We start from the raw sequence: 14731 nt of genomic DNA on the forward strand, positions 1-14731 counted from the left end.
CAGTGCAGCGACGAACTCTCCGCTCCCTCTCCCGCAAGCGGGAGAGGGAGCGAGCCGTCGCTAAGCTACGGCAACATCACGCCCGCCGTTCGCTTCTCCCGACGCCTGCTGTTCGTCACGTGCGGCGAACACTTCCTTGGCTGCGAACAGCCCGTTCAGCGCCGCCGGGAAGCCCGCATAGACGGCCATCTGCATGATGACCTCCACGATCTCGTCGCGAGACAGCCCGACGTTCAGACCCGCCTCGAGATGCACCTTGAGCTGAGGCGCGGCATTTCCGAGGGCCGTCAGCGCGGCGATCGTCGCGATCTCGCGATCGCGCAGGCCGAGGCCCGGGCGGCCGTAAATGTCGCCGAACGGAAACTCGATCACGTATCGTGCGAAATCCGGAGCAATGTCGGCGAGTGAGGCGACGACCGCTTCACCAGCTCTGCCGTCAATGCGTAACAGGGCCCGCTGTCCGCGATCGAAGCGGCTTTCGTCTTGCGTTTGGGCGTGCGTCATTTTCCTTCGTCCTCTGTTCGTCGCTGGCATAGCCGGCGATCTTGGTATCAAGGACGAGCAGGCATTCCTGGAGTTCGGCAATCTGCGTGCGCACCTGTTCGCGGTGGACTTCCAGGATCTGCCGCCGGCTTGAGCCGGTAGCGTCGCCTTCGTCACGAAGCGCCGCGTAACGCAACATGTCCCGGATCGGCATTCCCGTGGTCTTGAGCCGACCGAGGAATTCGATCCATGTGAGGATCGATGCGTCAAAGTCACGCTGGCCGGAGCGATCCCGGTCGGCGTATGGCAGCAGCCCGATGCGCTCGTAGTAGCGCAGCGTGTGCGTCGACAGGCCGGTTCGTTTTGCGAGGTCGCCGATCTTCATGTGTGCCCGTTCTCGTACTGACGCGCCTACAGATACCCCTTCGAGCGCGCTCTAAGTCAAGGGGGATCGAAGGTGCAAAGATTTCGGCGCGCCGGCGGGGCGGCAGCGTCGCGGCAATCCGGGCTTCAAGATTCCGCCAGCCATTTCGGCACCCAGCGCTCCGGCCGCGGCGCGCGGGCAAGATCGGCTTGCGCCTCCGACAGCTTCGCAGGCTCGCCGTCGATGGTCGGGCGCACATCGTATTCGAAGTTGGGCATGACGCGGCCGTCGGCATAGAGGCCGAATTTCATCGCGTACCACAGCCCGAGTTCGGGCTGGGCGCGGCGCATCTCCTCGCGCAGATCGCGCAGCAGGGACTCGATCGAGGCGGCTTCCTCGAACGGTTGCGGTCCGCCCGTCAGGACACGCGCCTGGTATTGCCTGCCGACGATCGCGATCTCGAAGCTCGTCCTATCCCAGGGCTTCTTGCCCTTCGGTAGATGCGCGGCGAGGCGCCAGCCGAGTTCGGCCATCAAGCGATGATTGGCCCAGTAGTCTTCGCGATCCCGGCTCCATTTTTCCATGAAACCGCGAAAGTCGGGCAGCTCCGACGGATCGTCATCGGGCGCCGCCATCTCCCCGCTCAGCCGTCCGGTGAGCCATTGCGCAAGCTCGACCGTCTGGCATTCGACTTCGTCGTGCGGCTTCAGATCGCTCCAGGCCTTGTCGAATTGTTGCGACGTCAGTTTTGCGAGCAGGCCATCGAGGCTCGGTGCCAGCAGCTCGTAATCGCCCTCGGACCCAAGCCCCACGATCGGCGGATTGTCACGGTCGAGACCCGCGCCATACCAGCCGCCAACAGCCGAGCCATCCGGCAACCGCATGAACAGCGAAAACCTGTCGCGCAAGGGACTGCCGTCGACAATCGGAGCGTGATCGGAGAATTGGCCTTGCAAGGAGAAGCAGCCGACGCTGCCCCAGGGGCGCCCCTCCAACCAGCCGGCGAAGTCCAGCAACAGCGACGGCGCCTCGATGCCCGGCGGAAACGCGCCGCGAATGCTGTCGAGGTCGATCGGATAAGGCGTGTCGGACAAGGTTTAAAACTATCTGGTTGGTCCCGCCCCTCTTGGTCCGAACCGTCATGCGTTCGGTTCGAGCCAATTCGCGTCCTGTGATCACAAACGCGCTAGAGACATAATGGTTTCCAGGCGCGCATCTCTCACCTGCCCCATGCACGCTGCGCGTGTGGTTTGTAAAGCGCCCGCTTGACAAGCCCCACCTTTCGCATGTATTGCCGCGCACCATGATCAACGCTCGGACCCATCAGCGCACCGAAATGCTCCGCCGTCGCTCCCGCGACGATGAGAGGGTGCGCCATGTCCGACGACGCCGCTGAAGCACTGAATTCAGCGTAAGTTTTCGAGAAGGCCGCACCCGCAAGGTGCGGCCTTTTTGCTGTTCGCGCGCCCTTTTCCCCCGCCTCCAGAGGAGTTCGACATGACCAACGCCACCCATCCGTATGACGCGTTGATGGACATCACCGCTCGGCCCAAGGCCGTGTTCGTCCGTGGCGCCGGCTCCTACCTCTGGGACGACAACCGCAAGCGCTATCTCGATTTCGTGCAGGGCTGGGCCGTCAACTGCCTCGGCCACTCCCCGCCCGCGATCGCCGACGCGCTTGCCGCGCAGGCCAAGCGGCTGCTGACGCCGAGCCCGGCCTTCTACAACGAGCCCAGCCTGAAGCTCGCGCAGGCACTGGTCGCAAACAGCGCGTTCGACCAGGTGTTCTTCGCCAATTCCGGCGCGGAAGCCAACGAGGGCGCGATCAAGCTCGCGCGCAAATATGGCGGCATCCACAGAGGTGGCGCATTCGAGATCATCAGCTTCGAAGGCAGCTTTCACGGCCGCACGCTGGCGACGATGTCGGCCTCGGGCAAGAAGGCCTTTGAGCCGCTGTTCGAGCCGAAGGTCGCCGGCTTCAAGAAGGCGAAGCTCAACGACATCGCGTCGGTCGAAAAGCTGATCAACGACAACACCGTCGCTGTGATGCTCGAGCCTATCCAGGGTGAATCAGGCGTGTGGCCGGCGACCGATCAGTTCTTGCAGGAGTTGCGCGCCCTCACCGACGCGCACGGCCTCCTCCTGATCTTCGACGAGATCCAGACCGGCATGGGCCGGACCGGCAAGCTCTTCCACTACGAGCACACCGGCATCGCCCCCGACATCATGACGCTCGGCAAGGGCATCGGCGGCGGCGTGCCGCTCGCGGCGCTGCTCGCGACCGACCGCGCCGCCTGCTTCGAGCACGGCGACCAGGGTGGCACGTTCAACGGCAACCCGATCATGTGCGCGGTGGGGCTCGCGGTGCTCGACGAGGTCAACAAGCCGGAGTTCCTGAAGACGGCGACCGAAACCGGGCTGCTGCTCGAAAGCGAATTGCAGAAGGTCTCGGCGCGGCATGGGCTCGGCGAAGTGCGTGGCCGCGGCCTCCTGCTCGCGCTCGACCTCAAGCTGCCGATCGCGCCCGGCATCGTCGCGCAGGCGTTCGAGGCCGGCGTGCTGCTGAACGCGCCGCAGGTCGACACGTTGCGCTTCATGCCGGCGCTGAACGTCACGCGGGCCGAGATCGCCGAGATGATCGATTGTCTGGACGGGATTTTGACCAGGGCAGGCGCGGCACGGCGCGTGGCGTGACGCGTTCGTCGTTGCGAGGAGCGAAGCGACGAAGCAATCCAGACTGCCTCAATGGAAAGATTCTGGATTGCTTCGCTTCGCTCGCAATGACGGCGAGCTACGGCTTCAAGATCGACGCGCCGGTGGTCTTGCGGCTTTCGAGATCGATATGCGCCTTGGCGGCGTCCTTGAGCGCGTAGGCATGGTTGATCGGCACGTGCAGCTTGCCGTTGATGACGGCGGCGAACAGCGTGTCGGCGCCTTCCAGCAATTCCTTGCGCGTGCCGATATAGTCGTTGAGCTTGGGCCGGGTCGCAAACAGCGAGCCGTGAGTGTTGAGCTCGGCGATCGAGAATGGCGGCACCGGGCCTGAGGCATTGCCGAAGGAGACGAACATCCCGCGCGGCTTCAGGCAGGACAGCGAGCCCGGGAACGTCGCCTTGCCGACACCGTCATAAACCACGTCGCAGCCCTCGTTGCGGCTGATCTGTTTGACGCGCGCGACGAAGTCTTCCTCGTTGTAGAGGATGACATGGTCGCAGCCATTGGCCTCGGCAAGCGCAGCCTTCTCGCGCGAGCCGACGGTGCCGATGACGTGGGCGCCCATTGCCCTCGCCCATTGGCAGGCGAGCAGGCCGATGCCGCCCGCCGCGGCATGGATCAGCACGCGATGATGGGGCTCGACCTTGAAGGTCTTGTGCAGGAGATACCAGACCGTCAACCCCTTCAGCATCAGCACGGCGCCCTGCTCGTGGGTGATGTGGTCGGGCAGCTTGACCAGCCGCTCCCAGGGGATGTTGCGCTCCCCGGTATAGGCGCCGAGATTGTGGTAGTAGGCGACGCGGTCGCCCGGATGGAAATTCGTCACGCCCGGCCCGACTGCGAGAACCTCGCCCGAGGCCTCGTTGCCGGCGATGAAGGGCAGCCCCGGCGCCTTGTAGAGGCCGGTGCGGTAATAGACGTCGATGAAGTTCAGGCCGACGGCATGCTGGCGGATGCGCACCTCGCCGGGGCCCGGCGCCGGAACATCGACGCTCTCATAGACCAGGGCTTCGGGGCCTCCGACCTTGTGCACACGGACGGCTTTGGTCATCACCTGACCTCCTCTTCTGGCGGGCCAGCGAAAGACATCGCGCTCGCCTTGTCAACTCGACGCCGGCTGGAATGCCTAGACCGACGGCTTGGCCGTTTTCCTGCGGTTGCGTTTCGCCAGCACGTTGAAGAACTCGACCGCCGCCGAGAACGCAATCGCGAAATAGATGTAGCCGCGCGGGATGTGGAATTGGAATCCGTCCGCAACCAGCGCGACGCCGATCAGCACCAGGAAGGCCAGCGCCAGCATTTTCGTGGTCGGGTGCTCCGCGACGAATCGCGACACCGGCCCCGACGAAATGTACATGATCAGGCAGGCTATCACGACGGCCGCGATCATGATCTCGAGGTCCTGCGCCATGCCGATCGCGGTGATGATCGAGTCCAGCGAGAACACCATGTCGATGATCACGATCTGGACGATGACCCAGAAGAAAGCGTTACGAGGGGACTTTTCGTCGCCCTCGCCGTCATCGGCTTCGACCTCGCCATGAATCTCGTGCGTCGCCTTCGCGATCAGGAACAGGCCGCCGCCGATCAGGATGAGGTCGCGCCAGGAGAAGCCGTAACCCGAAAACGAAAACACCGGCGCGGTCAGGCCGATCAGCCAGACCAGGAGGCTGAGCAGGATGATGCGGAAGATCAGCGCCAGCGCCAGCCCGATCTGGCGGGCGCGGTGCGCCTGCTTCTCGGGAATGCGCGAGACGATCACCGACAGGAAGATGACGTTGTCGATGCCGAGTACGATCTCGAGCGCGGTCAGGGTGAGGAGCGCGGCCCAGGCTTCGGGGCTGGTCAACAGGTGCATCATGCGAAGGATCTTGTCAGCCGTATCAATGCGTCGCTAAAGCTGATCCAGAGCGCGATCGCGCAGAGCGCGACAGTCACGCCGGTGCCGACGCGAAAGTCCATCTGCAGCGTGTAGAAGGAGAGCAGAGCCCAGATCGCGATCAGCGACATCGTCAGCCAACGCAGCCGCACGACGCGCACGGGATGCAGCACGTGGAACGGCACGAAGGTCAGCACCACCAGGGCCGCGACCAGCAGCGTCGAGAGCAGCGGCGACCAGTGCAGCAGGAACAGATAGAACGCCGCCGCATTCCACAGCGCCGGAAAACCGCGGAAATGATTGTCCTCCGCCTTCATGCGCAGATCGGCGAAATATAATGCGCTGGTGACGATGATGGCGACGCCGAGCAAGGGTGCTGCGACCGGCAGCAGCAAGCCGCTGGCCACGATCGCATAGGCCGGCACGAAGACGTAGGTGACGAAATCGACCACGAGATCGAGCACGTCGCCCGACCAGTTCGGCTGCACGTCCTTGACGTTGAGCCGCCGCGCGATCGGCCCATCGATCGCGTCGATGATGAGGGCGACGCCCAGCCATTGAAACATCGCCGCCCAGTGCTCGCGCACGGCCTCAAGCATCGCCAGCAGCGCGATCGCCGCACCGAACGCGGTGAAGATGTGCACCGAGAAGGCAGCGGCGCGGATCGCGGGCCTGGGCTTCAGGGAATCCTCTTGGCTTTCCATGGCTTCTGCTATCAGAATGACACCGGTTTGCACATAAGCCATTGCGTCGCCCGGTCGCACAATTCGTCATAAAATCAGGGAAATATCAGTGGGCTTGAATTTGCCGCGGGGCGTGTCAAATGTCGTTCCATGACAGATGCATCGACACTTTTTGACGCGGCCGTGATCGGCGGCGGACCGGCGGGACTTGGCGCAGCCATCGCATTGGCGCAGGCAGGCGCACGGACCGCACTGGTGGCGCGTCGCGTGCCCTATGCCGACAATCGCACCACGGCGCTACTCGGTGCCTCCGTCGATCTGCTGGAGAGCCTCGACGTCTGGCCGCGCTGCAAGGACAAGGCGGCCGCGCTTGAAATCATGCGGCTCGTCGACGACACCGGCCGGCTGTTTCGCAGCCCCGAGGTCCGGTTCTCCTGCCACGAAATCGGCCTCGATGCCTTCGGTTACAATATCGACAACCGCTCGCTGATGCTGGCGCTGGAGGCGCGCGCGGCCGAACTGCCCGATGTCGTCCGTTTCGACGACGAGGCCGAAACTGTCGTCATCGAAGCCGATGACGTCGCGATCCGCACCGCGGCTGCGCAATTTCTCTCGGCCCGCCTCGTGGTCGGCGCCGACGGCCGGCATTCGCTGTGCCGCCAAGCCTCCGGCATCGCGGTGACGCGGCGCGAGCTGACCCAGACGGCGCTGACCTTCAATGTCGGCCACGCGCGGCCCCATCGCAACGTCTCGACCGAGTTCCACACCCCGCATGGCCCTTGCGTGTTCGTGCCTCTGCCCGGCGATCGCTCCAGCATCGTCTGGGTCTCGGCGCCTGCGGACGCAGAGCGACTTCGCGGCCTGAGCGACGAGGAATTGTCCACCGCGATCGAGAAGCAGTCGCATTCGATCCTCGGACGCATGACGGTCGAGCCGGGCCGCCATCTGTTCCCGCTGGCGATCGAACGTCCAAAATCCTTTGGTCGCGACCGCATCGCGCTGGTCGGCGAAGCCGCCCATGTGGTTCCCCCGATCGGCGCCCAGGGCCTCAATCTCGGCCTTCGCGATGCCGCCGACATTGCGAGGCTCGCAGGCGAGGCCATCGCATCGGGCCAGGATCCCGGCGCGCCCGACGTGCTCAAGCGTTACGACCGGGCCCGGCGCCCGGACATCCTGAGCCGGACCTTTGCGATCGACATCGCCAACCGCTCGCTGCTCAACGATTTCCTGCCGCTCCAGCCTGTCCGCGCGGTCGGCATGCACCTGCTTGGCGCGATCGGCCCGCTGCGCCGCTTCGCCATGCGCGAGGGGCTGACGCCGACTTGGCGGAAGTAACCGCCGCTCAAGGAAACGCCAGCCGCCCGGTCTGGATCGCCCACATCACGCTGGTCAGCGTGACAACGGACGCAAAGGTCCCAAGGAGCACTGCGACGGAGGCGGATTCGATCCAGGCGTCGTTCTGCCGGGCGATGACGAACACGTTCAACGCCGGCGGCAGCGAGGCCATCAGCACGGCGGTCGCGGCCCAGGGCTGCGCGAACGGGCCGAACGCCAGCATCAGGCCGAAAGCTGCGAGCGGGTGGATCAGGAGCTTGATCGCGATCACGCCCGGCACTTCCCACGGGACCCGATCGAACGGACGGAGCGCCACGGTCACGCCGAGCACGAACAGCGCGGTCGGGGCGGCTGCGTTCTGGAGGAAGGTGATGGTGCGATCGAGCGCGACCGGCATCTCGATATGCAGCGATGCGAAGGCCGCGCCAAAACAGGCTGACATGATCAACGGGTTGAGCACGATCTGCTTCAGCACGACGCCGAAGGCATGCACGATCGAGGGATGATCGCGGTCGGAGAGCTCAATCAGCAGCGGCACGATCGTGAACAGAAAGATGCTGTCGCAGCAGAAGATCAGCGCAGTCGGCGCCGAGGCCTTCGGCCCGAGCACGGCGAGCGCCAGGCCCGGTCCCATGTAGCCGATATTGCCATAGCCGCCGGAGAGCCCGGCGAGCGTCGCCTCGCGCAGCGTCAGCCCGCCGAGAACCTTGCCGACGACCAGCGCGAGTGTGAACGAAGCAACGGTCGACAGCGTGGTCGCGACCAGGAATGGCGGGTTGTTCAATTCCGAGAACGGCGTCTTCGACATGATCGCAAACAGCAGTGCCGGCAGCGACACATAGAGCAGGAAGAAGTTCATCCAGGCGAGGCCCGATTCCGGAAGCGATTTGACCTTGCCACAGGCGAATCCAACGAAGATTAAGCCGAAATAAGGTAGAGCCAGATTGAGGATATCGACCATTGATGAAGTGTTTTCTGAAGATTGGGGGGTTATCTGCCCCGCAACCGCGGGTTAATTCCAGATCAGGGCACTAGCATCGGCCACAATCCTGGTCTATCGACGGGGAATGATTAAAGCGCGGACCGCCAAATTCCAGATCGGACAGGTCGTGCGCCACCGGATCTTCTCGTTCCGGGGCGTGATCTTCGACATCGATCCGGAATTCAACAACACCGAGGAGTGGTGGCTGTCGATCCCCGAGGAGGTGCGGCCCCACAAGGACCAGCCGTTCTATCACCTGCTCGCGGAGAACTCGGAGTCGGAATACGTCGCCTATGTCTCCGAACAGAATCTCGTGCCGGACGATTCCGGCGAGCCGGTCCGGCATTCCCAGGTCGCCGAGATCTTCGTCAAGGACAAGACCGGCGGTTACCGCCCGCGGAATCCATCGCTGAACTGAGTTTCGCCGCCACCAACTGGCCAGCAAAAAAGGCGCTCGAACCGAGCGCCTTTTTCATGTGCGGGATTGATCGCTGATTACTTCTGTCCGGCCGGAGCGGCGCCAGGCGCTTGCTGCTGCTTCTTCTGCAGCTCTTCAGCCTTCTTCTGGAGCTCTTCCTGCAGCTTCCTCTGGGTTTCCTCGAACACCTTCGGATCGGTCGGCGGACCGTCATAGGCCTTCTGGAATTCGCCGGCGAGCGGCAGCGGCAGCGTCAGCGGCGCGCCGTTGGCATTGATCGCCTGAACAACGAGGTTCTGGCCCTTCTTCATGTTGTTGATGAACTCGGGCGTGGCTTCGTAGTCGGACATGCAGCCGTTCTGGAAGCAGATCACATACGGGCTCTGCAACGGCGGATTGTTGTCCACGATGATGCGGGTGCCGTGCACCAGCTGCATGCCGAGCGGCAGCGTCACGCGCAGGATCTTCTTCGGCTCGCCTTCGGGCTCGATGATGACGGCCGCGATGACCGGCTGGCCCGACTCGATACGGCCATCCTTGCCGGTGAAGCAGACCTGCTTGGCGTTGGCGTCCTGGCCCTTGAGGCAGAACTTGGTCCAGGGGGCATAGATCAGCTGGATCTGCTGATCGGCCGGCTGGGCCGCGCCCTGCTGCGCCGGAGCGCCTTGGGCGGGTGCCGGTTGGGCGGGTGCCTGAGCGGCCGGCGCCGGCGCTTTTGGGGCAGCCTTCGGAGCGGCCTTCGGAGCCGCCTTGGGCGCGGGCGCGCCCGGAGCTGGCGCCTGAGCCTCGGCGGCAAACGGCACGGCCAACGCCGTCGCCGTCAACAAGGCGAGAAGTCGCCCGCGCGGCCGGACGGACGCGGCCAAGTAACGGAAATTCATTGCGGAAAACCCTTTCTAAACGGGAAGTGCCCGAACCGCTTCGACGCACCGAACCTGGCCGCCTTGGGCGCGGCTCTCTCCCCGTCAAATGAGGCGGATAAGTGACGGCTCGGCGCTCGTGCGCGATTGCGTGCCTTCTTAACGTGGCCGACGAAAAGATCAATGCCGACAAGCGTCTTTGGCCGCGCGCCGGCGTGCGCCCCCGGGAAAATCCCTGTGATAGGATTCAGGCCCGCGGTCCTCGAATCAACGTGTGCAGATGTTCATGTTCCAGCGCCTTCTCGAGGGCCGCCCTGAAGGTCTTTGCGTCCGCCTCTGCACCCTGGCTTTCGGCTTGGGGGTCTCATTCGCCTTGGGGCTCCCGGCAAGCGGCGCGGGGGCAGAGGAGGCCCACGCCATCGCGATGCACGGCAAGCCGGCGATGCCTGCCGATTTCACCCACATGCCTTACGTCAATCCTGATGCCCCCAAAGGCGGCCGGCTGACCTGGGGCGTTCTTGGCACCTTCGACAGCCTCAATCCCTTCATCGTCAAGGGACTGGCCGTGCAGCAGATGCGGAACTACGTGATCGAGAGCCTGCTCGCGCGCGGCAATGACGAGCCGTTCACGCTCTACGGCCTGCTCGCCAGATCGGTCGAGACCGATGACGAGCGGAGCTTTGTCACGTTCCACATCGATCCCCGCGCCCGCTTCTCCGACGGCAAGCCGGTCCGCGCCGAGGACGTGCTGTTCTCCTGGCAGCTGCTGCGCGACCACGGCCGCCCCAACCACCGGCAATATTACGGCAAGGTCGCAAGCGCCGAGGCGCCGGATCCCCTCACCGTCCGCTTCGACCTTGCGGGGGCCAATGACCGCGAACTGCCGCTGATCCTCGGCTTGATGCCGATCCTGCCGAAACACGCGGTCGACGTCGCGGCTTTCGAGGAGACGACGCTGACGGGTCCGGTCGGCTCCGGCCCCTATCGCGTCACCGCGGTGAGGCCCGGTGCCAGCGTGACGCTCACCCGCAATCCCGACTATTGGGGCCGTGACCTCCCCATCAATCGCGGGCTCTACAATTTCGACGAGATCAGGCTCGACTATTTTCGCGAGGCCAACGGCCAGTTCGAAGCTTTCAAGCGCGGCCTCTATGATTTCCGCATCGAGCACGAGCCGCTGCGCTGGCATGACGGCTACGACTTTCCCGCGGCGAAGAATGGCGACGTGATCCGCGACACCTTCAAGCCGGGCGTGCCGCAACCTTCCGAATTTCTGGTGTTCAACACGCGGCGTCCCATCTTCGCCGACATCCGCGTCCGCCAAGCCTTGACGCTGCTGTTCGATTTCGAGCTGGTCAACCGCAACTACTTCTTCAACCTCTACTCGCGCGTCGCCGGCTATTTTGCCGGCTCGGACCTGTCAGCGTATGGCCATCCCTCCGATACGCGCGAGCGCGAGCTGCTCAAGCCGTTCGCCGCGCAGATTCCGCCTGACATCATGGACGGCAGCTACCGCCTGCCGGTGACCGACGGTTCGGGCCGCGACCGGACCACGCTACGCGCGGCCCTGAAGCTGTTGTCGGAAGCCGGCTACGATCTCGACGGCACTGTGCTGCACAACCGCGCGACCAAGGCGCCCTTCACCTTCGAGATCCTGGTCACGACCCGCGACCAGGAACGCGTCGCGCTTGCGTTCCAGCGCGACCTCAGGCGCGCCGGCATCGAGCCGAGCGTGCGATCGGTCGATCCCGTGCAGTTCGACCAGCGCCGGCTCGCCTACGAGTTCGACATGATCCAGAACCGCTGGGACCAGTCGCTGTCGCCCGGCAACGAGCAATATTTCTACTGGGGGAGCGCTGCCGCCGACAATCCGGGCACCCGCAACTACATGGGGGCCCGGGATCCCGCGGTCGATGCGATGATCGCCGCACTGCTGGAAGCCCGTGAACATACGGATTTCGTATCCGCGGTACGGGCGCTCGATCGCGCTTTGATCTCCGGTTTCTATACAATCCCCCTGTTTAACGTATCCGAGCAATGGATCGCGCGCTGGAATCGGATAGAACGGCCAGAGGCCACCTCGCTGTCCGGCTATTTGCCGGAGACCTGGTGGTCGAAGGGGCAGCCGCAAGCTGATCAAGCAAAGTGACGCCGTGAACCAGCCAGCCGTATCGCCGACGCTCGACACGTTGTTTCAGCGCACGCTGATGCGGCAGCCGCACGCGACTGCCCTGCTCGACCCGCTGAACAAGTTCCGCGTGACCGGGCACCAGCCGCGGCGGATGAGCTATGCCGAGGCTGACACGGCCATCGAGGCGCTGTCCGCCTATTTCGTCGAATCGGGCCTGCCGGCCAATTCCGTCATCGCCATCCAGCTGCCGAATACGGTCGAGTTCGTGCTCACCGTTCTCGCCGCCCATCGCGCCGGCCTCGTCGTTGCCGTGCTGCCGCTGCTCTGGCGCCATGCCGAACTGACCGCCGCTCTCAACCGCACCGCGGCGCGCGCCATCGTCACCATGAGTACGGTCGACGGCGTCAGCTATGCCGATCTCGCCATGCATGCGGCCGCGGAAGCCTTCTCGATTCGCCATGTCTGCGGCTTCGGCACCAACCTGCCCGAAGGCATGGCCTCGCTCGACGACGTGCAGGCCCGTCCGCCCGGCACCTCGCGCGCCGTGATTCAGGATGGCCGCAAGGCGGCGATGATCTCCTTCGACGTTACCGCGGAAGGCTTTCGTCCGGTGCCGCGACCGCATTTCAGCCTGATCGCCGGTGGGCTCGCGATGTCGCTGGAAGCCGACGTCAGGCAGGGCGCGACCGTGATGGCGGCGTTCACGCCGATGTCGTTCGCAGGGCTCGCCTCCTCGCTCGCGGTGTGGCTGCTGTGCGGCGGTACGCTGGCGCTGCATCATCCGTTCGAGAACGACGTGCTGGAGCAGCAGATCAACGCGCACGAATGCGACGTGCTGATCGCACCGGCGCAATTTGCCCAGCGGCTCGGCGATTCCGATCTGGCGGCGCGGATGCCGACCTTGCGCAACGTCATCGGCCTGTGGCGCGCGCCCGAGCAGGTGGCGGCGAGCGAGGCATGGATCGCGCCGCACGCGCCGTTCACGGACGTCTATCTGTTCGGCGAGGCCGGATTGTTCGGCGCCCGGCGTGGCGAGGACGGCATGCCGGTACCGGTGATGCCGGGACCGCACGGCGCGCCACGCGAGCAGTCGGGTTCATCGATCGCCGGCGAGATTCTGCTGACGCCGAAGGGCACGCTCGGCCTGCGCGGCCCGATGGTGCCGATCGCGGCCTACGCCCCGCCACAGCCGGCCGGCGACACCCTGATCGCGCAGCCGCCACGCGACTATGTCGATACCGGCTATGCCGCGCGGCTCGACCGCCCCAGCGGCGCGATCTGCATCACCGCGCCGCCCTCAGGGATCATGGCCGTCGGCGGCTACCGCTTCCTCTCCAACGACCTCCAGGAATGGGCCCGCCGGCTCGGCCAGGGCGCCCTGCTGACCGCGCTGCCCGACCGACTCTCCGGTCACCGGCTCGCGGGCCGAGCCCAGGACAATGCCCGCGCCCGCGAGGCGCTCAGTGAACTCGGGCTTAACCCCCTGATGGTCGAAGCTTTTCGCGACCGTTCCGGACCGGGTTGAGGGTCATTTCGACCGTTCCATTGACGCTGCATTAAGGCGGCCGGACTAGATTGCGCGGCACCTGTCGCGTGATCAGAGTCTCTCGATGTCCCAGGCCGGCCCGATCCTGTTTGTGTCCAATGGCGAGCGGCCGGCCTTCATCGCGGCGCTGGACGAGGCGCGATTCTTCCCCGTGATCGACACCGGCTGGGCCGGCGCGACGCGCGCGGTCGAAGAGGTGCAGCCGGCCGTTGTTCTCGCCGCGATGGATGCCGGGCACGAGCCGCATCTGGCGCTGCTCGCCAGGAAGATCGCCGAGCAATCGCCTTACCTTCCCTTCGTGGCGTTGGATGCGGCGGGCGCGCTCCCGCACAACGCCCTGCCCTTCTCCTCCTCGCGCGCCGGCCATTCCGAACGCCTGATCGCACGGCTTCGCGCCGCGCTACGGATTCGCACGCTTCATGCCACGGTGCTGCGCCGGCTGCCCGAGGTGAAAGTCGCGCTGCCGGACGCTGATCCCGTTCGCGATGCTACGGTGCTTCTGATCGGTCGCGGCGCGGCTTACCCCGCGCTTTCCGTTGCGCTAGGCGAGCGTATTGGCGTCGTCGGCGCGCTCTCGATCGAGGCCGCGGCCAAGCATCTCAACACCCGCGACCTCGACGGCGTCGTGCTCGCCGAAGGTTTTACCGCCCGCGTGACCGATGCCTTCCTCACGGTGCTCGCCGAGGACACTCGCTTCCGCAGCCTGCCCGTGGTCGTCACCGCGCATCAATTGACGCAGGCTTATGACTTGCCCAATCTCGAGCTGATCCCGGGCGAGCCGGCGAAGGTCGCCGCCAACGCGCTGCCCCTGATCCGCCAGCACGCGATGGAAGCCCAGCTGAGCCGCACGCTGCGCTCGATGGATGCCGGCGGCTGGCTCGACCCGCGCAGCGGTCTGCTCACGGTGGAGGCCTTTGCCCGCGATTTTGCCAAGGCGGTCGAGCAGACGCTGGCCCGCGGCGGCGGCCTCTCGGTCGCACGCTTCGCCTTCGATCCCGGCAATTCCCGCGCCCAGCTCGATGCCGCGCGCATTCTCAGCCGCCTGATGCGACAGATGGATTTTGGCGTGGCGCAGAAGGACGGGTCGGTCATCGTCGTGTTCGCCGAAACCGACTTCCGCACCGCCCACATGATCGCCCGCCGCCTCTCTGCCGTGATGCGGCACACGTCGAACGGCAAGCACGAAATGCGCAGCGATCCCGTGGTCTCGGTGGATTCGCTGTCGCCGTCGGATACGGCAAGGTCGCTACTTGGGCGGCTGTCGGCCGACGCGTCGCGGGCGGCGTCGTAATTACCTCGCGAGCTGCCGTAGGGTGGGCAAAGGCGCACTTGCGC

Annotated in this window: 14 protein-coding genes; 6 read left to right on the forward strand and 8 right to left on the reverse strand. The window is 65.2% G+C overall.

Annotated elements, in window-relative coordinates:
- Positions 1–60: 60 nt before the first annotated feature.
- From FXB41_RS30015 to FXB41_RS30025, 3 genes are all read right to left on the reverse strand, one after another.
- Positions 61–504 carry a carboxymuconolactone decarboxylase family protein gene (locus tag FXB41_RS30015; protein ID WP_219684359.1) on the reverse strand — a complete coding sequence of 148 codons (444 nt, stop codon included), beginning with the start codon at positions 502–504 and terminating at the stop codon, positions 61–63.
- Positions 437–868, reverse strand: coding sequence for a MerR family transcriptional regulator (locus FXB41_RS30020; RefSeq protein WP_219684360.1), 432 nt, complete (start codon positions 866–868; stop codon positions 437–439). Before FXB41_RS30020 ends, FXB41_RS30015 begins: the two co-directional genes overlap by 68 nt.
- Before the next feature lie 125 nt (positions 869–993).
- Positions 994–1941, reverse strand: coding sequence for a hypothetical protein (locus FXB41_RS30025; protein ID WP_219684361.1), 948 nt, complete (start codon positions 1939–1941; stop codon positions 994–996).
- 403 nt (positions 1942–2344) lie between these two features.
- On the opposite strand from FXB41_RS30025, the gene FXB41_RS30030 reads away from it, so the two are divergent.
- Positions 2345–3541 (forward strand): acetylornithine transaminase, encoded by a 1197-nt coding sequence (locus tag FXB41_RS30030; RefSeq protein WP_219684362.1) that lies wholly within the window; start codon positions 2345–2347, stop codon positions 3539–3541.
- 97 nt (positions 3542–3638) lie between these two features.
- Here the strand turns inward: FXB41_RS30030 and FXB41_RS30035 are convergent, their stop codons facing one another.
- From FXB41_RS30035 to pcsA, 3 genes are all read right to left on the reverse strand, one after another.
- A complete protein-coding gene (locus FXB41_RS30035) occupies positions 3639–4613 on the reverse strand; it encodes a quinone oxidoreductase family protein (RefSeq protein WP_007590887.1) in 975 nt (324 codons plus the stop codon).
- Between the two features lie 75 nt (positions 4614–4688).
- Positions 4689–5423 carry a TerC family protein gene (locus tag FXB41_RS30040; protein ID WP_219684363.1) on the reverse strand — a complete coding sequence of 245 codons (735 nt, stop codon included), beginning with the start codon at positions 5421–5423 and terminating at the stop codon, positions 4689–4691.
- Positions 5420–6187, reverse strand: a complete 768-nt coding sequence (gene pcsA, locus FXB41_RS30045; protein ID WP_219684364.1) for a phosphatidylcholine synthase — start codon at positions 6185–6187, stop codon at positions 5420–5422. Before pcsA ends, FXB41_RS30040 begins: the two co-directional genes overlap by 4 nt.
- Positions 6188–6274: 87 nt before the next feature.
- On the opposite strand from pcsA, the gene FXB41_RS30050 reads away from it, so the two are divergent.
- A complete protein-coding gene (locus FXB41_RS30050; protein WP_219684365.1) occupies positions 6275–7459 on the forward strand; it encodes a UbiH/UbiF family hydroxylase in 1185 nt (394 codons plus the stop codon).
- Positions 7460–7466: 7 nt separating this feature from the next.
- Here FXB41_RS30050 and FXB41_RS30055 read toward each other — a convergent pair whose 3' ends face one another.
- Positions 7467–8420: an AEC family transporter gene (locus FXB41_RS30055; RefSeq protein ID WP_219684366.1), complete on the reverse strand. Its 954-nt coding sequence runs from the start codon at positions 8418–8420 to the stop codon at positions 7467–7469.
- A gap of 106 nt (positions 8421–8526) precedes the next feature.
- On the opposite strand from FXB41_RS30055, the gene hspQ reads away from it, so the two are divergent.
- Entirely contained in the window at positions 8527–8859 is a 333-nt protein-coding gene (gene hspQ, locus FXB41_RS30060) for a heat shock protein HspQ (protein WP_007590865.1), read from the forward strand.
- Positions 8860–8936: 77 nt separating this feature from the next.
- On the opposite strand, the gene FXB41_RS30065 is transcribed toward hspQ, so the two are convergent.
- Positions 8937–9740 carry an invasion associated locus B family protein gene (locus tag FXB41_RS30065; protein ID WP_219684367.1) on the reverse strand — a complete coding sequence of 268 codons (804 nt, stop codon included), beginning with the start codon at positions 9738–9740 and terminating at the stop codon, positions 8937–8939.
- A 259-nt stretch (positions 9741–9999) separates the two neighbouring features.
- Between FXB41_RS30065 and FXB41_RS30070 the strand changes: the two genes are divergently transcribed.
- The 3 genes from FXB41_RS30070 to FXB41_RS30080 all read left to right on the forward strand — a co-directional run bounded on the left by FXB41_RS30070 (position 10000) and on the right by FXB41_RS30080 (position 14687).
- Positions 10000–11868, forward strand: a complete 1869-nt coding sequence (locus tag FXB41_RS30070; RefSeq protein WP_219684371.1) for an extracellular solute-binding protein — start codon at positions 10000–10002, stop codon at positions 11866–11868.
- Between the two features lie 4 nt (positions 11869–11872).
- Positions 11873–13375, forward strand: coding sequence for a class I adenylate-forming enzyme family protein (locus tag FXB41_RS30075; RefSeq protein ID WP_219684368.1), 1503 nt, complete (start codon positions 11873–11875; stop codon positions 13373–13375).
- Positions 13376–13460: 85 nt separating this feature from the next.
- A complete protein-coding gene (locus tag FXB41_RS30080) occupies positions 13461–14687 on the forward strand; it encodes a hypothetical protein (protein WP_007590861.1) in 1227 nt (408 codons plus the stop codon).
- The last annotated feature ends 44 nt before the right edge of the window (positions 14688–14731 follow it).

The organism is Bradyrhizobium canariense, assembly GCF_019402665.1.
GTDB classification, from domain to species: domain Bacteria; phylum Pseudomonadota; class Alphaproteobacteria; order Rhizobiales; family Xanthobacteraceae; genus Bradyrhizobium; species Bradyrhizobium canariense.